The following is a 19,952-nucleotide window of genomic DNA, read 5'->3' as shown; positions in this document are numbered from 1 at the left end:
GCCGTGATTCGGCCGGCGCGGTTGTCGCGGCGTCGGGTGATCCGTGTTCGGCCCGGTGGGGCCGGCCCCGGCCGTGGTGTGGTCAGCGGGTTCGGGGCCTTGCGGGTCCGTGGGTCGGGCCGTGCTCGTGGTCGCCGCCCCGGTTCCGGGCCAGGCCGGCCGCCACCAGTGCGGCCAGGAGGAAGACGGCCCCGGCGATGCCGAAGGCCCAGGCGTAGCCGGCGATCACGTCGCCGCGGGTCGCGGCCACCGACATCAGCGCGGCCAGGCCGACGGTGGGCCCGAGTTCCATTGCGGTGTTCAGTACGCCGCCGGCCAGGCCCGCCTGGTGGGCGGGAACGCCCCCGGTGGTCAGGACGGCGGTGCCGGCGAAGATCAGGGCGGCGCCGACGGGCAGCAGGACCAGGCCCGGGAGGAGGTCGGGGGCGTATCGGGTGTCCTCGTCCAGACGGGCGAGCAGGAGCAGGCCGACGCCGCCGACCAGTAGGCCCGCCACGGTGATTCGGCTCGGGCCGTACCGGTCGATCAGCGGTCCGGCCGCTCGACCGCCCGCGACCAGCGCGAGGGCGAACGGTACGAATGCGCCGGCGGTCGCGAGCGGTGACCAGCCCCGGTCCTGTTGGAGGTGGAGGGAGATCAGGAAGCTGATCAGGCCGGTACCGGTGGCCGCGAGCAATACCCCGACCAGTCCCAGGATCCGGCGCGGATCGCGGACGAAGCCCGGCGGGAGGAGCGGGTCGGCGACGCGCCGTTCGACCACCGGGAGCGCGGCGAGCAGGATCACGCCGCCGCCGAGCGGGACGAGGACGGCCGCCGACGTCCAGGCGTGGTCGCCGGTGACGGTCAGGCCGTAGCCCGCGAGGGTGATGCCGACGGTGGCCAGGATCGCGCCGAGCGGATCCAGACCGGGACGCCCGCCCGCCTCGGCCGACATGCCGGCGGAGGGCCCGGCGTACGTCGGCTTCCCGTCGGGCAGGCGACGTGGAGTCAGGAACAGGGCCAGGGCGGCCACGGCGACCGGAATGGCGAACATCCAGCGCCAGGACACCCAGGTCGTCAGCACACCCGAGGTGAGGTTGCCGGTTGCGGCGCCCAATACGGACAGGCCGCCCCAGGTCGCCATCGCCCGTCGATACGCACCCGGTTCCGGGTATACCCCGCGCAGCACGGCCATCGCCGCCGGCGCGGTCAACGCGGCCCCCACCCCCTGCCCGAAGCGAACCGCGACCAATACGGCGAAACCCGGGGCGAATGCGGCGACCGCGGATGCGAGGCCGAACACGACCAGGCCCACGGTGAACATCGGGCGTCCGCCGTACCGATCCGCGAGCCGACCGCCGAACAGCAGCAGCCCGCTGAACGGCAGCCCGTAGGCGGCACTGAGCAAGACCAGGTCGGCCGAACCCAGACCGAATTCCCGGCCGATGTCGGGCAGCGGCACGCCGATGACGGTGATGGTGAAGATGAGCGTGGCCTGCACGGTGCCGAGTACGGCGAAGGCGAGGGCGGCGTGCGGGGCGCTCGGCGGATCGAGGCGTGTGGTCGTGCCTGTACCTGTAGCTGTACCCGCGCCTGTACTCGCGCTTGTGCGTGTCCCTGTGTTCGTGCCCGCGTCCGCCATACCGGTACCCCCATTGCCGATAGCTTTTACAGATCGATCGTTCTCGAATAAGGGCATGCGTATGACGTCGAGTGGTCGGGCACGGCGCCGGCGTCGGGTTTCGATTCCGATCCGTGGAGAGCGGAGTGCGTGCGTGGCTCAGGTGAGCAGTTCGAGTGCCTGGCGGGTCGCGTCCCGCAGTCGGACGGAGTCCGGGCCGGCCTTGCCGACCACGCGCATCCCCTGGAGCAGGACCAGCAGGAAGCGGGCCAGTGCCTGGGGGTCCCGGTCCGGGCCCAGTTCGCCCTGAGCCCTGGCCCGGGTGAGCGCGACGGTCAGATTGGTCTCCATCTGACTCCAGCCGTATTCGACGATCCGCGCGGCGCCCGGGTCGTGCGCGGCGAGTTCGGCGGCGGTGTTGGTCAGGAAGCAGCCGAGGAGTCGGCTCGGCTCCTCGGACGCCTCGTGGGCGAACCGCTCGACCAGTGCCCGAACGGCCGGCAGCACCGGGCCGGGCTGGGACAACTCCTCGAACAACTCCGGGTTGCGGCCCTCGCGGTAGCGGTCGAGCGCCGCGAGGTAGAGGTCGTGTTTGTTGCCGAACGTCGCGTAGATGCTCGCCCGGGCGATGCCGAGGCGAGCCACGAGGTCCGCCATCGAGGTCGCCTCGTAGCCGCGCTCCCAGAAGAGTTCGAGGGCGGACTGCAAGGCGGCGTCGGGATCGAATTCCTTGGTCCTGGCCACGGGCACGACTGTAGGTCATTCCGGAACGTGCGGTCAAATAAGATCCGCTCGGCGAGCTCGACCGAGGTGCATGCAGGCCCCGGCCGCCGGCCGGTGGGTGGGCCGGCCGACGGGGCTGCGGGTGCCTGCGCGGGGCCTCGGCTGTCGTAGGTCGTCGGGAGGGGCGGTGTCAGCCCGCCGCGCGGGTCCAGCGTTCGGCCAACCGCGCGATCCGGTGGGTGAGTTCGGGTGGGCTCTCGACGGTGAAGTCGAGGTCGAGGAAGGCGAGATGGACCGCGAGCGCGTCGATCGAGGAGGCCCCGGTGGTCAACCGGCACGTATCCGCGTCGATCGCCTCCAGGACGCCGTCGGTCGCGCCGATCCGGGCCGCGGCCAGCTCCGGCGAGGCATGCAGGAGCACGGTCGCGTGGTGCGCGAAGGCTCGGGTGGAGATGCCCGCACGGATGTACGCGGCGACGTCCCGGTCCGGCAGCGCACGCGGCGCGAAGTGCGGGCCGGTCGGCGTGCGCAATCGCATCCGGTCCACGCGATACGTACGCCAGTCGGCCCGGTCGAGGTCCCAGGCCAGCAGGTACCAGCGGCGTCCCGTGCAGGCGAGGCGGTGCGGTTCGGTCGTGCGGACCGCCTCGCGGCCGTCGTGGGTGCGGTAGTCGAAGCGCAGCGTCTCGGCGGAGCGGCAGGCCGCCGCGATCGCGGTCAGGTCGGCGGCGGTCACCGTCCCGCCGCCCACCGGCAGCGCCACGGTGACCGCGTCGAGTGCGTCGATCCGGTGGCGCAGCCGGGTGGGCAGCACCTGTTCGAGCTTGGCCAGCGCCCGGGCCGAGGTCGGTTCGATCCCGGCGACGGTGCCGCCGACCGCGGTGCGCAGGCCCGTCACGATCGCGACCGCCTCGTCGTCGTCCAGGAGCAGCGGCGGCAACGGGCCGCCCGCGTCGAGCCGATAGCCGCCGGACACCGTGCGGACCGGGTAGCCCGCCGCGCGCAGCCGCTGCACGTCGCGCCGGACGGTGCGGGGGCTGACGCCGAGGCGTGCGGCGAGTCGAGGGCCGGTCCAGACCGGGGGATCCGGCGGAACGGGCCGGTCGGCGCGGTCGCGGCGCTGCGGTTGCGACTGCCGCGCGGGGTCGGCTCGCCGCTCGGCCGAGGAAGGCCGCTCGGGCCGGGATCGCCGCTCGGGTGGGGATTGGAGGAGGGACAACAGGCGAAGCAGGCGGGTCGTACTCTCCAGCGTGTCCATGCGCTCAGCCTGGCGTCGAATGCGGCAGGTTTCCGTCCGCATTCGCTCCTAGTCTTTGGGCATGGAGACCACCACCCTGAGCGTCCGCCGACTCAATCGTGCACTGCTCGAACGTCAGTTGTTGACCCGGCGGCACGCGATCTCGGCGGAGGCGGCGATCACGCACCTGGTCGGCATGCAGGCACAGGCTCCGCACCCGCCGTACGTCGGCCTGTGGACCCGTCTCGCCGACTTCGTGCCGGCCGAGCTGGCCGATCTCCTGACCGACCGCCGGGCCGTTCGGCTGGGCCTGATGCGCGGCACGGTGCACCTGGTTACCGCCGCCGACTGTCTCGCGCTGCGGCCCGTCGTGCAGCCGATCTACGACGCGGACCTGTATCGCAACCAGTTGCACGGGCTCGGCGACTCGAAGGTCGATGTAGCCGAACTGGTGGCTGCCGGCCGGGAGTTGATGGCCGAGCAGCCGCTGACCGCCAAGGCGCTCGGGCTTGCGCTCGCCGAACGTTTCCCGGGCGAGGACCCGAAGGTTCTGGCGCACGCGCTGCGCAGCCGGGCACCCCTGGTCCAGGTCCCGCCGCGTGCGCTGTGGGGCCGCAGCGGACAATCCGCCTGTACCACGGCCGAACACTGGCTCGATCGGCCACTGGCGGCCGAAACCGCCCCGGACGGCATGCTGTTGCGCTACCTCGCGGCCTTCGGCCCGGCCACCGTTGCGGACATGCAGTCCTGGTCCGGCCTCGGCCGGTTGCGCGAGGTGGTCGATCGGCTCCGTCCGAACCTGGCCGTCTACCGAGACGAGGCCGGTCGCGAACTCTTCGATCTCCCCGACGCTCCGTTGCCGCCGGAAGACGCCCCCGCTCCGGTTCGGTTCCTCCCGGAATTCGACAACATCCTGCTCTCGCACGCCGACCGCTCCCGGATCATCTCCGAGGAGAATCGCAAACGACTCTTCACCGTCAACGGCATCATCCGGGCAACCTTCCTGGTGGACGGCCTGGTTGCGGGGGTGTGGCGGCTCAGCCGAGCCGGCAAGCCGGTCTCGGCGGGCTCTCCCGCCGCCGGCGCAGCCGGCCCACCCCTGGTCCTCGACATGCAGCCCTTCCACCCGATCACCCGGGCAGCCAAGGCTGCCCTGACCGATGAGGCCACTCGTCTACTGGCCTTCACCACCCCGCACGACCACGAGATCCGCTTCGTCTGAGCAGGCCCGCAGGCGTCCGTGCCCGGTAGGCCCTCGTCGGCGCCGGCGTCGCTGCCGGTTCCGGTGCGCACCTGTCGACTGCCGGCTTCCCGGTCGTTCGGGTCGCGACCGAAGGCGGCGAGTGGTCCGGGTGGGGTGGTGGGGTCAGATGCGGTTGCGGCGGTGGAGGCGGAGGGCCTTGAGCATGGCGACGGCGGCGGCGGTGGAGAGGGCGGCGCGGATGCCGTTCCAGATGTTCCAGGTGGTCTCGAAGTCGGCGCGGGTCTTGCCGGGGTCGATGGTGCCGGCGTGGGCGAGTGCCTGGTTGAGGGGGACGTTGATGCCGGAGGTGGTCAGCACGGTGGTGGTGTAGAGGGCGAGGGCGGTGAGGGTCCAGCGCATGACGGTGGCGGTGTTCGCGTGCCTGCGCAGTTTCCAGGCGGCGATGGCGGGTGCGGCCAGGGCGGCGGTGAAGACGGTGAAGAACAGGGGGTTCTCGATGCCGGCGTTGATCCGTTGCATGGTGTGCACGAAGTCGGCGTCGTCCTTGGTGCCCAGCAGTGGCATCACGACGGTGGAGAAGGCGACGTAGGTGCCGGCCATCAGGGTGTTGGCCGCTGCGCCGGCGGTGAGCCAGCGGCCGACGGTGTCCCGGGTGGCGGCGATCGAACGGGCGGGGGCGGCGAGCGTGTGGTCGACGGCGGCCATGATGAACTCCCTTGAGAATGAAGCTTGTTGATTGGAATCGGCCTGCGTTTTCCGCGTTTCGCCGTCCCGTTCTTCGATGTCTCAAGACTGTCGTCCGCGCTCACCTCGAACAACGGCCGATCTCGGAACCGTGGACCTCCGGGTTACCGATGCCGGGATCGGTCGCGGTGCACGGCCCGGCGGGCACGTCGGCGCCGCGCAGGACCGTGGTCAGGTCGTGGGCCAGGTCGCGGCCCACGGGCGCGGCCGGACGGCGTGCCGACAGCCGGGTCGTATCCGCCAGGAGCCGGGTGATCCGGCCGGAGGCGACCGCGGCGTGCGCCGGGAGGATGTGCGATTCCAGGAGGTCGCCGGCGTCGCGCCAACTTCGGGTTCGGGCGAGCGCGTGCAGCAGGTAGGCATGGTCGTTGTGCGCGGTGCGGGTGCCGGGGACGCGTCCCGCGGCGGCTTGCTCGAACAGCGGGATGGCCCGGGTCCACTGCCCGTTGTCGGCGTGGATCATCGCGTGATGCCAGGTGATCTCGGCGGTGTCGAGCCACCAGGCCCAGTCCGGATCCCGGGCGCCGACGCCTTCCAGGTGTCGGCCGTACGTCTCGCCGATCAGCCTGCGGGCCCCGGCGTGTTCGCCGTACAGATTGAGGGCCCGGGCTCGGCGCAGCACGAACAGGGTCCGCACGCCGGATGGAAGGGTGTCGGCGAGGACCGTGTCGCAGATCCGCAACGCCTCGTCCGGACGGCGCAGATGGATGGCCTGCATCGCCAGTTGGGAGAGGGCGAACCGTTCGGCGGAGCGATCACCGGCCAGACGCGCCGTCCGGACGGCCTGGGTGCTCAGTCGACGGGACAACGCGTGTCGATCGGCGTCGTAGGCCAGCCAGCCGGCGATCTGGTGGGCTTCCGAGACGGCGGACAGCCGGTCCCGGGACGGCCGGCCGGCCAGGGCGCCGCGCAGCGCCGCACGCGCCGAGCGGACCGCCGGAGCGAGGATGGCGCCGGCGCCGAACCGGGTGTCCAGAGTCACGATGTGCGCGCTGTACTCCCGCAGTTGCCGGATCTCCTCGACGTCACGGGCGTGGTACGACCGATCCCGCGGCCGTACGGGGGCCACGGTCGAATCGGCGCTTCGCACCGCATCGGCGTCCGCCGCGGCGCCGGACCGGCGCTGCGGGAGGAGGTTCGGCGCCGACATCGACTCGGGCGTCGCCGCTGCCGGCGGTGCCGGTGACGGCACCCCTGCCGCCACCGCTGTCGAATGCGAGGGATCGCGGTCCACGGACTGACTCCCTACCTCTCCGGTCGAGGCGGCCACGGCCGGGATACGGCCGCCGGCGGGCAAAGGCCGGACCACCCTGGGCGCGATCAAGTCCACCATGTACGCGGCCGCGGTGACGGCACCGACCACCCGCTGACGGCGGGACCGGGGCGGCCGAGCGGCCGGCGTACGTACGGTGTTGCGGCATCAGGCTCCGGGAAGTGAGGTGCCTTCCCCCGGGGCCAGGCGCCGGACGGGACGCGTGTCGGAGCCGGCGAGCTGGCCCAGGAGACGTTCGGCGAGGGCGAGCCCGGTGTCGTTGTAGATGCCGTCGTGGATCAGGAACGCCTGTGCCGGGTCGACCTCGCGCACGTAGTCCGCGGCGTCGCCGAGTTTGAGCCAGGGGGCGCCCGCCGGCACCAGCAGCGTGGGCACCGCTTCCTCGGGAATGGTGAACGCGTCGCCGGGGTGGAAGACGCGGCCGTCGATCAGGAAGCCGACGTTGTCGATGACGGCGATGTCCGGGTGGATCACGGCGTGCTTCTCGCCGTACACGTGCACCGCCACACCCTGCGCGCCGCCGATCTCGAACGTGTCGCCGTGCGTCACCGCGTGGATGCGGCCGGCCAGATCCGGGAACTGCGCGGCGACGGCCGGATTCGTCCAGATCTCCAGGTCCGGGTCGGCCGCGGCGGCGGCCCGGAGCGCGTCGGGGACGACGTGGTCGAAGTGCTCGTGGGTGATCAGTACGGCGTCGGCGCCGACCATCGCGTCGGGTTCGCTGAAGGCGCCGGGATCGATCACGATGGTGCCCCGGTCCGTGGTCAGACGTACGCACGCGTGGCCGAGCTTGGTGAACTGCATGGCTGCTCTCCCGGATGTTCCTGCTTCGTGGTGCCTGTCGGTGCTGCGGTGCCCATCGGCGCCGCGGTGTCGCGGCTCCGTGGCGGCGTGGTGCCTGTTGCCGCTGCCCCTGACGATCATGCCAAGGCGATCGGGACGGGGCGGCGGAGAGGGGGTCGTGGCTGCGAGACAATCGATGCATGTACGACGACCAGCAAGAACCGACCGAGTCGATTCCGGTGGGGCGGGCGACGGATCTCGGTGCGGCGTTGCTGATGCCCGACATCGACCGGCCCCGCGCGTGGTTGCTCACGCTCAACGATTCGCCCCAGTCGTACGTGGATCTCGACCAGCCCGAGCACCTGGAATTCGAGTACACGCGGCGCCTCGGCCACGTCGTGGATCTCGTGGCCGAACCGGGTGCGCCGATCGCCGCGCTGCATCTGGGCGGTGGCGGGCTGACGCTGCCCCGCTACATCGCGGCCACCCGGCCCGGTTCGGCGCAGACCGTCGCCGAACTCGACGGGGAACTGGTCGCGTTGGTGCTGGAGCACCTGCCGTTGCCGACGGGCGAGACGATGGATGTACGCACGGGCGATGCCCGGGCCGAGCTGACGGCGCGGCCGGACAACTCGGCCGATCTGGTGATAGCCGATGTGTTCGGGGGAGCCCAGGTGCCCGCGCATCTGACGTCGCGGGAGTTCGCCGCCGAGGTGGCCCGCGTGTTGCGGCCGGGCGGGGTGTACGCGGCGAATATCGCCGACGGCGGCGACCTCGACTTCGCGCGGGCGCAAGTGGCCACCCTGCGGGCGGTGTTCCCGGAGGTGGCGTTGATGGCCGAGCCGGGCGTACTGCGCGGCAGGCGCTTCGGCAACCTCGTCGTCGTCGCGTCCGCGATCACGCTGCCGGTGTCCCAGCTGGCCCGGCGAACGGCCGGCGACGACACGCCGGCCCGGGTGCTCTCCGGGATCGAGGCCCGGGTGTTCTCGCGCGATGTCGCGCCGGTGACGGATCGCACGGCCGCCCCTTCGCCGGCTCCGCCCGGGGGTACGTTCCGCATCGGATGAGCGAGCCGGACGACTCGCCCGACCGGATGGCGCGTCCGTCGCGCCCGGGAGGGGAGGCGCGTTCCGGACGGGTGTCGGGGGACCGGGACCGGCTCTTCGGCGCGGTGCCGGAGGCGGTGGCTCGCCGACCGAGGCGATCCGCGAGGGAGTGGACCCGCGGCGTGTGGAGTGACAGGGTGGAGTCGCCAGCCATTTATCCGTGTTTGGTGTGGAAGGTGGCGAAATGCCATGGCTGAACATGCACACGCCGCATTGATTCGTCAGGGGTACGAGGCGTTCTCCTGCGGCGACCTGGACACCCTGCGCTCGATGATGACGACCGACTGCACGCAACACGTCCCCGGCAATCACAGGCTGTCGGGCGACGTCAAGGGTGTGGAAGCGATCCTCGGCTACTACGTACAGCTCGCCACCGAGACGGACGGCACCTTCCGAGTCGAGCTGCAACACCTCTTCGTCGACGGTCGCGGCCACGTGATGTCGGTACACCGAGCCACCGCCAAGCGGGCGGGCAAGCTGCTCGACCAGATGGGCGGCATCGTGTTCCGCATCGTCGGCGAGAAGATCACCGATCTCGACGAGTGCGTCGAGGACATGACGGCGGCGGAGGACTTCTGGGCCTGAATCGACCACGAGCGGGCGGCAACCGCCGGCCCGGCGGCGCCGAGGCGGGCGTCAGCCGATGGTGGCGGCGGTGCCGGTGCGGGGTCGGTCGGCGGTGGGCGAGGTGAAGGCGCGGCGGTAGTCGGCGGGGGAGACGCCCAGGCGGGCGGCGAAGTGGTGGCGCAGGTTGGCGGCGGTACCCAGGCCGCTGCGCTCGCCGATCTGCTCGATGGGGAGATCGGTGGTCTCCAGGAGCGACTGGGCCCGGGCCAGGCGCTGGGTGAGCAGCCATTGCAGCGGCGTCGTTCCGGTGGCGGCCTGGAGGCGGCGGAAGAAGGTACGCGGGCTCATCCGGGCGCGGCGGGCCAGGTCGTCGACGGTGAGCGGACGATCGAGGTGGGCGCCGGCCCAGTGCAGCACCGGGGCCAGGCCCTCGTCGTCGGTGGCGGGGACGGACAGGTCCACGAACTGGGCCTGGCCGCCGGGTCGATGGGCCGGGACCACCAGCCGGCGGGCGAGCTGGTTGGCGATGTGGGCGCCCAGGTCGGTACGCACGATGTGCAGGCACAGGTCGAGGCCGGCGGTCATGCCGGCGCTGGTGAGTACGGCGCCGTCGTCGACGTACAGCACGCTGTCGTCGACGGTGACCTTCGGATGACGGCGGGCCAGATCCTCGGTGTGCGCCCAGTGCGCGGTGGCCCGGCGGCCGTCCAGGAGGCCGGCGGCGGCGAGTGCGAAGGCACCCGTACACAGCGAGACCATCCGCGCCCCGGCATCGGCCGCGGCGCGCAGGGCGGCGAGGAATCCGGCGGGCAACTCGCGGTCGTGGTCCACGCATTCCTGCGGCACGGCCACCACGATCACGGTGTCCGCACCGGCCAACGCGTCCCATCCGTACGGGGTGCGAATCCCGAAACCGAAACCGTTTCCGCTTCCGGAGTCGCCTGCCTCGGCCACAGCCGGCCCGGACCGGGTCGGCCGCTCCGCGCAGACCCGGAAGTCGTACCACCGATCCGTGAGTTCGGGCTGCGGAGTGCCGAACACCGCACACGCGAGCGCCAGTTCGTACATGTCCCAGGGCGGGATGTCCGTGTCGTCGATCACCGCGACGGCGACGGATCCCGGTCCGCTCGCGCGCGGGTACGCAGGTCGGTCGTGCATGACAAGACAGCCTAGATCATCGGTGGCACGAATTTTGCGCTCAGAGGCATTCCTGCCACTGTCCGCGCCTTCTCGGCGCTGCGAGGGTTGTCCGCGTCGCCGGAAACCCCAGCCGCCCAGGAGGGCGGCGAGCGGCGCGACCCATGCACGAACGGGCACGAGTGCCCGGCGCCACGAACGAAGGACGAACATGAACCACGAAGCCGAAACCGAAGCCGTGACGGTCATCGGACTGGGATCGATGGGCCGCGCGCTGGCCGAGGCGTTCCGCGCCGCCGGCCATCCCACCACGGTGTGGAACCGCTCCGCGGCGAAGGCCGACGAGGTGGTTGCCCGGGGCGCCGTGCGCGCCGACACCGTGTCCGCGGCGATCGCGGCGAGTCCGCTGATCGTGGTCTGCGTCCTGGACTACGACGCAATGCACACGATCCTCGCCGCCGACGAGGCCGCACTCGCCGGGCGGACGCTGGTCAATCTGGCCTCGGGTTCACCCGAGCAGGCTCGGGAGACCGCCGCGTGGGCGGCCCGGTTGGGAGCCGCCTACCTCGACGGCGCGATCATGTCCACGCCACCCGGGATCGGCTCGCCCGACTCGATGCTGCTCTACAGCGGCGATCCGGCCGCATTCGCCCGGCACGCCGAGACGATGCGAGCGCTCGGCGACCCGGTCGACCTGGGGGCCGACGCCGGCGTCGCGAGTCTGTACGACACCGCACTGCTCGGGCTGATGTGGGCGGCGCTGACCGGCTGGTTGCACGGCTCCGCCGTGGTCGGCGCGGACGGGGTGAGCGCGGCCGACTTCACCCCGATCGCCAACCGCTGGTTGAGCCACGCCGTGGCCGGCTTCATCGGCGAGTACGCCGCCCAGGTCGACGCCGGCACCTACCCCGGCGACGACGCCACGCTGGACGTGCACCTGGCGACGATGGACCACCTGGTACACGCGAGCCGAGCACGCGGCATCGACACGGCCCTCCCAGAGCTCTACCGCCAATACACCCGACGCGCGATCGCCGCCGGCCACGGCTCGAACGGCTACGCCCGACTGATCGAGGAACTCCACAACTAACCCCACCACCCCAACGACCCACACCCACCCGACCCGCGCCCACCCCCCCGGCGCGTCAGCGCCCCCGACCCAGCCCGCCCCAGTGATCGACGCGCGAAGCGCGGAGAGCGGCGGAGCCGCAAAACCAAGACTTCGTGACCCGGAGCGAAGCGGAGGGACACGAAGTCACGAGCGAGGGGCCACTTTTTTCTCGGAGGAGCGAAGCGGGGGAGAGAAAAAAGTGGTGCCTCGCGAGCCGGCGACGAAGTCGCCCAACAAGCAGCAACGTTGCACCCCCGACTCGGGCGTGCCCGCTTCGCCGCACCCCCGACTCGGGCGTGCCCGCTTCGCCGCACCCCCGACTCGGGCGTGCCCGCTTCGCCGCACCCCCGACTCGGGCGTGCCCGCTTCGCCGCACCCCCGACTCGGGCGTGCCCGCTTCGCCGCACCCCCGACTCGGGCGTGCCCGCTTCGCCGCACCCCCGACTCGGGCGTGCCCGCTTCGCCGCACCCCCGACTCGGGCGTGCCCGCTTCGCCGCACCCCCGACTCGGGCGTGCCCGCTTCGCCGCACCCCCGACTCGGGCGTGCCCGCTTCGCCGCACCCCCGACTCGGGCGTGCCCGCTTCGCCGCACCCCCGACTCGGGCGTGCCCGCTTCGCCGCACCCCCGACTCGGGCGTGCCCGCTTCGCCGCACCCCCGACTCGGGCGTGCCCGCTTCGCCGCACCCCCGACTCGGGCGTGCCCGCTTCGCCGCACCCCCGACTCGGGCGTGCCCGCTTCGCCGCACCCCCGACTCGGGCGTGCCCGCTTCACCGCGCCCCCCACTCCAGCGCCCCGCCCGTGCCGCGCCTCCGACCCAGGCCACCCCGCCTCGCCCCACAGCGGGGCAGAGCAAAAAAGCGACCCCTCACGAGCCGCCACCGAAGGCGCCCACAAACAGCTCAGACCTCCGCCGGCGTCTCGTTGTACACGCCCGCGTAGTCCTGACCCGACAACTTCTGGATCGCTTCCATGATCTCGTCGGTGATCTCGCGCCGGGCCCGGGCCACGTCCTTGCGCTCGTAGTGGTGCGAGAAGTCGAGCGGTTCGCCGAAGCGGATGAGCGCGCGCGGCGACAACTTCGGGATGTTCGAGCCGATCGGCTGGACCTGGTCCGTGCCGATGATCCCGACCGGCACCACCGGGCAGCGCGCGGCGAGCGCGAGCCACGCGACGCCGGTCCGGCCGCGATAGAGCCGGCCGTCGCGGGAGCGGGTGCCCTCGGGGTAGATCCCGAACGCGTCGCCGCGTTCGAGCACCGAGAGCGCGGTCTCCAGGGCGGCCTTCGCCGCGCTGTGCGCGCCTCGGGGCACCGGGACGGCGCCGATTCCGGAGAAGAAGGCGTTGCTGACCCGGCCCTTGAGCCCGGGGCCGTCGAAATACTCGGCCTTCGCGAGGAACGACACCTTGCGCGGCATGACCACGGGGATCGCGACGCTGTCAACGAACGACAGGTGGTTGCTGGCGATGATGACCGGGCCGGTCATCGGTACGTTCTCGCGGCCCTCGGTCTGCGGGCGATAGATCGCCTTCGCGGTGGGCGCCACGACGCCATGCATGAACTTGTCGATCAGCACGGATCCCCCGTGGGAGTGGGTGAGGTCTGGAAACACGCGCCACCTTATCGAGTCTGCGGCACCCCCTACGACGCGTGTACCCACCTGCACCATTGACGCAGTGTCAAAAGTTCGTCACGACGCGATCGTGGTGATCCGTGCCGCTCCGCGCGGCCGTGTTCACACCCGTCGGGCGAGCGATTCCAGCAGCAGGTCGAGCACATCTTCGAAGGGGCTGCCCGCCATCTCCTCGGCCAGGTGCCGGCGGACCGTGCCGATCGCCGGATAGTCCGCGTTGGGCAGCGTGTTGTACGTCTCCTCCCAGGATCGGTCGTCGGCCTCCCGCACCTCGGGCGCGAGTGCGGTGTAGGACGCCTCCAAGGCCGCGTGCGCGAGCACGGTGTCGATGAACGCCCGGTAGTAGCGGACCGCGTCGGCCGGGGAGAAGCCCGCCGAGAGCAGCAGCGCGACCCCCATCTCCACGGCCCGGAACTCGTTGTGTCGCCGGGTCACCCGGGCCGCCGCGATCGCGGCCACGCGCGGGTGGCGCAGATAGCCGTCGCGCACCCGCAGACCCAATTCGCGCAGCGACGCCACCCAGTCGGGGCCCGGTCGGTAGCCGATCAGCGTCTCGCCGATCAGGAAGTCGGCGATCGCGAGCAGCAGGTCGTCGGTACTGCGGAAATACCGGTAGATGGCGGTGGGGTCGCATCCGAGCGCGGCGCCGAGCTTGCGCACCGTCAGCGCCTCCGCGCCTTGGTGCCCGATCAGGCGTACCGCACAATCGACAATGACATCCTCGGACAAAACCGTCCCCGACTTGGTCGGCCGGCGTCGACGACGTTCACTCACCACCCGATCCACCCGATCCACCCGATCCGCCCGATCCGCCCGATCCGCCCGATCCGCTCGATCCGCTCGATCCGCTCGATCCCCCCGATCCCCCCGATCCCCCCGATCCGCTCGATCCCCCCGGCCCACCTGCTCCATGCGCTCCACACGTTCCTCCGAAGCCGGCTCGGCGTGCGCCGTGCCCGATCTCTCCCGGCCGCCCGGTCCCCAAGCCACTGGTCCCCAAGCCCCTGTCTCGGCCCCGAGCCACGGCCCTCGGTCCCCAAGCCTCCTCGGTCCGCCCACCGATGTCCTCGGCATCCATGCCGCCGTCCGCTGCGGCATCGTGCTCGCGCGGATCTTATGTCAACACCATTGACGTAATTCTGACGCAGGCTGTTTCATCGGCGTCCACCCCCTGTCAGTTTTAGCCTCCCTTGGAGCGCCGATGTCCACGAACCTGCCCCGGGACGATCAACCGCCCGCGCTGCGCAAGTCGCTCGGTGTCGTCGACGGCATCGCGGTCGCCGCGTCCAGTACGGCGGCCACCACCAGCATCGGCGTCGGCATGGGCAGCCTGGCCGCCACCGTCGGCCTGGCCACGCCGGCGATCATCCTGATCGCCTTCCTGCCCATGCTCGGCATCGCCGGCGCGTACGCCCGACTCAACCGGGTCGAGCCGAACTGCGGCAGCGGCTATGTCTGGGTCGGCAAGTCGATCGGTCCGTATTCCGGATTCCTCACCGGCTGGGTCGCGCTCGCCGGATCGATCATCTTCCTCGCGTACACCAGCGCGATCACCGGTTCGGTGCTGCTCCAGTTCGCCAACAAGGCCGGCTGGCACGAGTTCGCCGGGCTGACCCTGGACCCGAACTCGACCAAGCTCAGCACCATCCTGGGCCTGGTCGTCCTGGTCGTGGTCACCGTGCTCGCGATCACCGGCGTGCACCAGGCGACCCGGTTGCAGACCTATCTGCTCGTCTTCGAGTACTCGGTGCTGCTGATCTTCTGCGTCTGGGCGATCGCCTCCGGCGAGCAGCCGTTCTCGTTCTCCTGGTTCAACCCGTTCGAGATCGACTCGGCCTCGGACTTCGCGCAGGGCCTGGTGCTCGCGGTGTTCTTCTTCTGGGGTTGGGACGCGGCGTTCAGCGTCACCGAGGAGACCAAGAACCCGGAGGACTCGGCCCGCGGCGGACTGATCGCGCTGTTCGTGATGCTCGGCATGTTCCTGCTCGGCGCGATCGCCTTCCAGCGCGTGATGACCGTTCCGGAACTGGCCGAGAATGGGCCGCAGGGCCTGACCTTCCTGGGCGCGCACCTCGCCGCCGACCCGTGGGCGAGCCTGCCGCTGCTCGCGCTGATCTTCTCCGCGATCGCCTCGCTGCAGTCCGGCGTCATCCCCACCGCGCGCGGCATGCTGGCGATGGGCCGCGACCAGACGCTCGGCAAGGTGTGGACCCGGATCCACCCGACCTTCGGATCGCCCGCGATCGGCACGCTCCTGATCATGGCGATCGCCGCCGGCACCGCCGTCCTGGCGATCGGCATCCCCAAGCTCAACGACATGATCCTGGCCGCGGTCAACTCGATCGGCCTGATCGTGGCGTTCTACTACGGCCTCACCGCCATCGCCTGCGCGGTTCGCTTTTGGCCGACCCTGCGCACCGACCGGCGTGAGGGCGTGCGTGCCGTGGTCATCCCCGGGCTGAGCGGACTGGCCCTGCTGGGCGTCGGCGCCTACCTTGCGTACGACTACCTGACCATGAGCGACAGCTTCGAACTCAGCCCCGACAACGGCTGGTTCATGTTCTCCGTGCCGGTGGTGGTGATCGTCAGCGGGCTGGGCTTCGCCGCCTACGCCAAGTACGTCCGCAAGTCGCCCTACTTCGAGACGGGCCGGGGCACCGACGGCGACGCGATCGAGCTGCCGATGGACCGCTACAACGACGCCGCCGATTTCGACGCATTCAAGTCCGAGGGAATCGTATGAGCACGACCGACAAGACCGTCCCCGCCGCTTCCTCCGGGGCCACTGCTCCGGCGGGCACCGTGGGCTCCGCCTCCGCGCGGTCCGTTGGGGCCGCGCGGTCCGTCGCCTCCGCGTCCGCGGTCGCCGACGTCGTCTTCACCGGCGGCCCGGTGTACACCGTCGACGCGGCGCGCAGCCGGGCGAGTTCCGTGGCCGTGCGCGGCGGGCGGATCGTCGCGGTCGGGCACGACGAGGTGCGCGACCTGATCGGTGATCGCACCGAGGTCGTCGATCTCGCGGGCAGGCTGCTGATCCCGGGCTTCCAGGATGCGCACGTGCACCCGGTGGGCGGCGGCGTGGAAATGGGTCAGTGCGACCTGTCCGAGCACGAGACGCTCGCCGAATACCGGCAGGTGGTGCGGGCGTACGCCGACGCCAATCCGGACGCCGAGTGGATCACCGGCGGCGGCTGGTCGATGGAGGCGTTCCCGGGCGGCCTGCCGCACCGGTCGATGCTCGACGACCTGATTCCGGACCGGCCGGTGTTCCTGCCCAACCGGGACCACCACGGCGCGTGGGCCAACAGCGCGGCGCTGCGGCTGGCGGGCATCACCCGGGACACCCCGGACCCCGCCGACGGCCGTATCGAACGCGACCCCGACGGTGAGCCGACCGGCGTGCTCCAGGAGGGCGCGGCCGACCTGATCGGCCGACTGCTGCCGCCGCTGACCGCCCAGGACCAGCTGGCCGGCCTGCTCCGGGCGCAGGAATTGCTGCACTCGCTGGGCGTCACCGCGTGGCAGGACGCGCTGCTCGGCGCGCACGCGAACATCAGCGATGCCACCACCGCGTACCTGACGGCGGTGGACCGCGGGCTGTTGACCGCGCGGGTGGTTGGCTCGTTGTGGTGGCAGCGCGACCGGGGGATCGAGCAGATCGACGAACTGCGCGCTCGGCGCGAGGCGGGTACACGCGGGCGGTTGTCCTGTACGACGGTCAAGATCATGCAGGACGGGGTCGCGGAGAACTTCACCGCCGCGATGCTCAGCCCGTACCTGACGTCGTGCGGCTGCGCCTCCGACAACAGCGGGATCAGCTTCATCGAGCCGGAGGCGCTGCGGCGCTACGTCACCGCCCTGGACGCGCACGACTTCCAGGTGCACTTCCACGCGCTGGGCGACCGCGCGGTCCGGGAGGCGCTGGACGCGGTGGCCGCGATGCGCGCGGCGAACGGGTGGAAGGACACCCGGCCGCATCTGGCCCACCTCCAGGTGGTGCACCCGGACGACATCGCCCGGTTCCGCGAACTCGGCGCCAGTGCGAACATGCAGCCGTTGTGGGCCGCCCACGAGCCGCAGATGGACACGTTGACCATCCCGTTCCTGGGCGCGGAGCGGGCGGGGTGGCAGTACCCGTTCGGCGCGCTGGCGCGCAGCGGTGCGACGCTGGTCGCGGGCAGCGACTGGCCGGTGTCCAGCCCGGACCCGATCCAGGGCATCCACGTGGCGGTGAATCGGCGGATCCACGGGGCGGACGCGCCGGTCTTCCTCCCGGAACAGCGGCTCGACCTGCACACCGCGCTGGCGGCGTACACGGCGGGCAGTGCGTATGCGAACCACCTGGACGACACCGGCAGCATCGTGGTGGGCAACCACGCGGACCTCGTGGTGCTCGACCGCGACCCGTTCGCGGGCCCGGAGAGCGAGATCGGCGCGACCCGGGTGTCGGAGACGTTCGTGGGCGGGGAGCGGGTGTTCGGGAGGTAGGGGCCGGGGCTCGGCCTCGGCTGGGGGCCCGGTCGGGTCCGGGCTCGAAAGGGGCCGGACCCGGCCGCTCCAGGCTTGATCGGGGCGGGGCGGGGCGGTGCTTGGCCAGGGCCGGGCTTGCTCCGGCCCGGGCCCGGTCGGTTCCGGGTGTGGCCGGCCCTGGTGGGTCAGGACGGATCGTCGGCGTGCCGGGTGGCGGCGCGGACGAGTTCGGCGATCCGTTCCCGCTGGGCCGGCTCGGCGGTGAACGTGACGATCTTCTGGTCCGGCCGGTCGGCCACTTGCAGCACCACGTGGGTGAGGTCGAGGCGCCCCAGCAGCGGATGCCGAAGGCGCTTCCGACCGGAGGACAGCGCGCTCACATCGTGTCGGGGCCACCACGCATCGGCCTCCGGCCCGGCGGCGCGCAGCCGGCGGATCAGGTCGGCGAAGGCCGGATCGCCCGGGTGGTGGTCCGCGGCGGCGCGGAACCGGGCCAGCGCGCCGACGGCCTCGGCCTCCCAGTCGACGAGCCGGGTGCGTGCCTCGGGGGCGACCAGGGTCCACCAGACGATGTTGCGTTCCTCGGGCGGCAGCAGCGACCAGTCGGTCCACAGCGCCCGGGCCGCGTGGTTGGCGGCGAGCACGTCGAAGCGGCGGCCGGTGACGTAGGTCGGGTCCGGGTCGAGGCGGTCGACCAGTGCCGCGACGCCGGGGGCGAGCACCTCGGCGGCCTCGCCGACGGGGGCGGCGGTCGGCTCGCACGTCGCGAGGTGGATCAGATGGGCGTGTTCGGCCGGTTCGAGCCGCAGCGCGGCGCCGAGCGAATCCAGGACCTGACGGGACGGGCGCACGTCGCGGCCCTGCTCCAGGAACGTGTAGTACGTGGTCGAGATCGACGCGAGGCCGGCCACCTCCTCGCGGCGCAGCCCGCGGGTGCGGCGGCGGGTGCCCGGCGGGAGGCCGACGTCGACGGGTTGGAGCCGGGCCCGGCGAGAGCGCAGGAAGTCGGCCAGTGCGCGGGCGGGTCGATGCGGGGCCGGGGGATCGGCGGCCGGGAGGTCGGCGACCCGGTGCTCGACACCGGGGCGATCGAAGCCGGGACGATCGAGGCCCGGATGGTCCGCCGCCGTCGGGTTCGGAGTGGTGGGCATCCTGGCGGGTTCCTTGCGGGTTTCCTTGATCGGTTTCGACGGGTTCTGCTCGATATCGGTCGGATCTGCTGGGGATCCGGTTGATCCTGGTACCGCTGTTACCAGTAAAAGCCGTCTCTGGATACCAGTGTGGGGCATGCCTAGGGTCGTCGACATGACCACCATCAAGACGCGAACGCTGGGACGACAGGGGCTCACCGTCTCGGCTCTGGGCCTCGGGTGCATGGGCCTGTCGCAGGGTTACGGAGCGGCCGACGACCGGGAGTCGATCGCGCTCGTGCGGGCGGCTCTCGATCTCGGGGTCACGCTGCTGGACACCGCGATGAGCTACGGCTCGGGCCACAACGAGGAACTGCTCGGCCGGGCCATCGCCGGCCGCCGCGACGAGGTCGTGTTGGCCACCAAGTTCGGCATCGAGCGGGGCGCCGACGGCACGCCCAGAGTGAGTGCCCGGCCCGCCGACATCCGCAGCCGGCTGGAGGCGTCGCTCGGGCGGCTCGGCGTCGACCACGTCGACCTGTACTACCAGCACCGGATCGACCCGGACGTGCCGATCGAGGAGAGCGTCGGCGCGATGGGCGAGCTGGTAGCCGAGGGCAAGGTGCGCTACCTCGGCCTGTCCGAGGCGAACGCCGATCAGTTGGAGCGGGCCGCGGCCACCCACGCGATCAGCGCCCTGCAGTCCGAGTGGTCGCTGTGGTGGCGGGAGTTGGAGGACGAGGTGATCCCGACGGCGCGCCGACTGGGCATCGGGCTGGTGCCGTACAGCCCGCTCGGGCGCGGCTTCCTGACCGGCACCGTGGACCCGACGGCGCTCGCCCCGAACGACTTCCGGCACGGTGACCCGCGTTTCCACGGCGAGAGCCTGGACCGCAATCGGGCGATCGTTGCGGAGGTAAGTGCGATCGCCGTCGAACGCGACGTGGAGCCCGCTCAGCTCGCGCTGGCCTGGTTGTTGGCCCAGGGCGACGACGTGGTGCCGATCCCGGGCACGCGCAGCGCGACGCGCCTGGCCGAGAACGTCGAGGCGGCGGCGCTCGAACTCACCCCTGCGGACCTCGCCCGACTCGAAGCGGCGGCCCCGAGGTCGGCCTGGGCCGGCAACCGGGCGGCTTTCGGCGCGGGAATGGTTGCCAGGACGCGGGTGTGAGCGGGGCGGACGCGAGTGCGCGGGGGCGGGTGGGGCGGGCGTTGCGCGGCTGTAGGACACGG

At 71.8% G+C, this 19,952-nt stretch carries 17 protein-coding genes; 7 read left to right on the top strand and 10 right to left on the bottom strand.

Annotated features, from left to right (window positions below; translation table 11 throughout):
• Window positions 1-82 precede the first annotated feature (82 nt).
• The 3 genes from ACZOOI_RS01675 to ACZOOI_RS01665 form a co-directional block, all read right to left on the bottom strand.
• Complete coding sequence (locus ACZOOI_RS01675) at window positions 83-1,621, bottom strand: MFS transporter (RefSeq protein WP_465279041.1); 1,539 nt, start codon at window positions 1,619-1,621, stop codon at window positions 83-85.
• 138 nt (window positions 1,622-1,759) lie between these two features.
• Window positions 1,760-2,344 (bottom strand): TetR/AcrR family transcriptional regulator, encoded by a 585-nt coding sequence (locus tag ACZOOI_RS01670; protein WP_465279040.1) that lies wholly within the window; start codon window positions 2,342-2,344, stop codon window positions 1,760-1,762.
• Window positions 2,345-2,513: 169 nt separating this feature from the next.
• Window positions 2,514-3,581 carry a helix-turn-helix transcriptional regulator gene (locus ACZOOI_RS01665; protein ID WP_465279039.1) on the bottom strand — a complete coding sequence of 356 codons (1,068 nt, stop codon included), beginning with the start codon at window positions 3,579-3,581 and terminating at the stop codon, window positions 2,514-2,516.
• Between the two features lie 61 nt (window positions 3,582-3,642).
• On the opposite strand from ACZOOI_RS01665, the gene ACZOOI_RS01660 reads away from it, so the two are divergent.
• Window positions 3,643-4,782 carry a winged helix DNA-binding domain-containing protein gene (locus ACZOOI_RS01660; protein WP_465279038.1) on the top strand — a complete coding sequence of 380 codons (1,140 nt, stop codon included), beginning with the start codon at window positions 3,643-3,645 and terminating at the stop codon, window positions 4,780-4,782.
• 144 nt (window positions 4,783-4,926) lie between these two features.
• Here ACZOOI_RS01660 and ACZOOI_RS01655 read toward each other — a convergent pair whose 3' ends face one another.
• The 3 genes from ACZOOI_RS01655 to ACZOOI_RS01645 all read right to left on the bottom strand — a co-directional run bounded on the left by ACZOOI_RS01655 (window position 4,927) and on the right by ACZOOI_RS01645 (window position 7,585).
• Complete coding sequence (locus ACZOOI_RS01655; protein ID WP_465279037.1) at window positions 4,927-5,469, bottom strand: anthrone oxygenase family protein; 543 nt, start codon at window positions 5,467-5,469, stop codon at window positions 4,927-4,929.
• A gap of 100 nt (window positions 5,470-5,569) precedes the next feature.
• The gene (locus ACZOOI_RS01650) at window positions 5,570-6,577 is read right to left on the bottom strand and encodes a hypothetical protein (protein ID WP_465279036.1); all 1,008 of its coding nucleotides are present in this window, start codon (window positions 6,575-6,577) and stop codon (window positions 5,570-5,572) included.
• 351 nt (window positions 6,578-6,928) lie between these two features.
• Window positions 6,929-7,585 carry an MBL fold metallo-hydrolase gene (locus ACZOOI_RS01645; RefSeq protein WP_465279035.1) on the bottom strand — a complete coding sequence of 219 codons (657 nt, stop codon included), beginning with the start codon at window positions 7,583-7,585 and terminating at the stop codon, window positions 6,929-6,931.
• Window positions 7,586-7,764: 179 nt separating this feature from the next.
• Between ACZOOI_RS01645 and ACZOOI_RS01640 the strand changes: the two genes are divergently transcribed.
• A complete protein-coding gene (locus ACZOOI_RS01640) occupies window positions 7,765-8,631 on the top strand; it encodes a spermidine synthase (RefSeq protein ID WP_465279034.1) in 867 nt (288 codons plus the stop codon).
• A 228-nt stretch (window positions 8,632-8,859) separates the two neighbouring features.
• A complete protein-coding gene (locus ACZOOI_RS01635) occupies window positions 8,860-9,255 on the top strand; it encodes a nuclear transport factor 2 family protein (RefSeq protein ID WP_465279033.1) in 396 nt (131 codons plus the stop codon).
• A gap of 51 nt (window positions 9,256-9,306) precedes the next feature.
• Here ACZOOI_RS01635 and ACZOOI_RS01630 read toward each other — a convergent pair whose 3' ends face one another.
• Complete coding sequence (locus tag ACZOOI_RS01630) at window positions 9,307-10,395, bottom strand: GlxA family transcriptional regulator (protein WP_465279032.1); 1,089 nt, start codon at window positions 10,393-10,395, stop codon at window positions 9,307-9,309.
• On the opposite strand from ACZOOI_RS01630, the gene ACZOOI_RS01625 reads away from it, so the two are divergent.
• Window positions 10,304-11,464 carry an NAD(P)-dependent oxidoreductase gene (locus ACZOOI_RS01625; RefSeq protein ID WP_465279031.1) on the top strand — a complete coding sequence of 387 codons (1,161 nt, stop codon included), beginning with the start codon at window positions 10,304-10,306 and terminating at the stop codon, window positions 11,462-11,464. The genes ACZOOI_RS01630 and ACZOOI_RS01625 overlap by 92 nt on opposite strands.
• A gap of 923 nt (window positions 11,465-12,387) precedes the next feature.
• Here the strand turns inward: ACZOOI_RS01625 and ACZOOI_RS01620 are convergent.
• Window positions 12,388-13,098, bottom strand: coding sequence for a lysophospholipid acyltransferase family protein (locus tag ACZOOI_RS01620; protein WP_465279030.1), 711 nt, complete (start codon window positions 13,096-13,098; stop codon window positions 12,388-12,390).
• A 123-nt stretch (window positions 13,099-13,221) separates the two neighbouring features.
• On the bottom strand, window positions 13,222-13,893 hold the full coding sequence (locus ACZOOI_RS01615) for a TetR/AcrR family transcriptional regulator (protein WP_465279029.1): 672 nt from the start codon (window positions 13,891-13,893) through the stop codon (window positions 13,222-13,224).
• 427 nt (window positions 13,894-14,320) lie between these two features.
• On the opposite strand from ACZOOI_RS01615, the gene ACZOOI_RS01610 reads away from it, so the two are divergent.
• Window positions 14,321-15,862, top strand: coding sequence for an APC family permease (locus ACZOOI_RS01610; protein ID WP_465279028.1), 1,542 nt, complete (start codon window positions 14,321-14,323; stop codon window positions 15,860-15,862).
• Entirely contained in the window at window positions 15,859-17,607 is a 1,749-nt protein-coding gene (locus ACZOOI_RS01605; protein ID WP_465279027.1) for an amidohydrolase, read from the top strand. The genes ACZOOI_RS01610 and ACZOOI_RS01605 overlap by 4 nt, the downstream gene beginning before the upstream one ends.
• Before the next feature lie 167 nt (window positions 17,608-17,774).
• Here ACZOOI_RS01605 and ACZOOI_RS01600 read toward each other — a convergent pair whose 3' ends face one another.
• Window positions 17,775-18,740 (bottom strand): helix-turn-helix transcriptional regulator, encoded by a 966-nt coding sequence (locus ACZOOI_RS01600; protein ID WP_465279026.1) that lies wholly within the window; start codon window positions 18,738-18,740, stop codon window positions 17,775-17,777.
• A 154-nt stretch (window positions 18,741-18,894) separates the two neighbouring features.
• Between ACZOOI_RS01600 and ACZOOI_RS01595 the strand changes: the two genes are divergently transcribed.
• Window positions 18,895-19,890: an aldo/keto reductase gene (locus ACZOOI_RS01595; protein WP_465279025.1), complete on the top strand. Its 996-nt coding sequence runs from the start codon at window positions 18,895-18,897 to the stop codon at window positions 19,888-19,890.
• Window positions 19,891-19,952 lie beyond the last annotated feature (62 nt).

The sequence above is a fragment of the Embleya sp. L77 genome (assembly GCF_055557415.1).
Note: the sequence above shows the minus strand (reverse complement) of the source record. Positions and strands in the feature narration are given on the sequence as shown.

Excerpts from the sequence above, each read along its gene's own strand:
- ACZOOI_RS01675 (WP_465279041.1), bottom strand. The coding sequence starts at position 1,621 with ATGGCGGACGCGGGCACGAACACAGGGACACGCACAAGCGCGAGTACA.
- ACZOOI_RS01665 (WP_465279039.1), bottom strand. The coding sequence starts at position 3,581 with ATGGACACGCTGGAGAGTACGACCCGCCTGCTTCGCCTGTTGTCCCTC.
- ACZOOI_RS01660 (WP_465279038.1), top strand. The coding sequence starts at position 3,643 with ATGGAGACCACCACCCTGAGCGTCCGCCGACTCAATCGTGCACTGCTC.
- ACZOOI_RS01655 (WP_465279037.1), bottom strand. The coding sequence starts at position 5,469 with ATGGCCGCCGTCGACCACACGCTCGCCGCCCCCGCCCGTTCGATCGCC.
- ACZOOI_RS01645 (WP_465279035.1), bottom strand. The coding sequence starts at position 7,585 with ATGCAGTTCACCAAGCTCGGCCACGCGTGCGTACGTCTGACCACGGAC.
- ACZOOI_RS01640 (WP_465279034.1), top strand. The coding sequence starts at position 7,765 with ATGTACGACGACCAGCAAGAACCGACCGAGTCGATTCCGGTGGGGCGG.
- ACZOOI_RS01635 (WP_465279033.1), top strand. The coding sequence starts at position 8,860 with ATGGCTGAACATGCACACGCCGCATTGATTCGTCAGGGGTACGAGGCG.
- ACZOOI_RS01625 (WP_465279031.1), top strand. The coding sequence starts at position 10,304 with ATGTCCCAGGGCGGGATGTCCGTGTCGTCGATCACCGCGACGGCGACG.
- ACZOOI_RS01630 (WP_465279032.1), bottom strand. The coding sequence starts at position 10,395 with ATGCACGACCGACCTGCGTACCCGCGCGCGAGCGGACCGGGATCCGTC.
- ACZOOI_RS01610 (WP_465279028.1), top strand. The coding sequence starts at position 14,321 with ATGTCCACGAACCTGCCCCGGGACGATCAACCGCCCGCGCTGCGCAAG.
- ACZOOI_RS01605 (WP_465279027.1), top strand. The coding sequence starts at position 15,859 with ATGAGCACGACCGACAAGACCGTCCCCGCCGCTTCCTCCGGGGCCACT.
- ACZOOI_RS01600 (WP_465279026.1), bottom strand. The coding sequence starts at position 18,740 with ATGCCCACCACTCCGAACCCGACGGCGGCGGACCATCCGGGCCTCGAT.
- ACZOOI_RS01595 (WP_465279025.1), top strand. The coding sequence starts at position 18,895 with ATGACCACCATCAAGACGCGAACGCTGGGACGACAGGGGCTCACCGTC.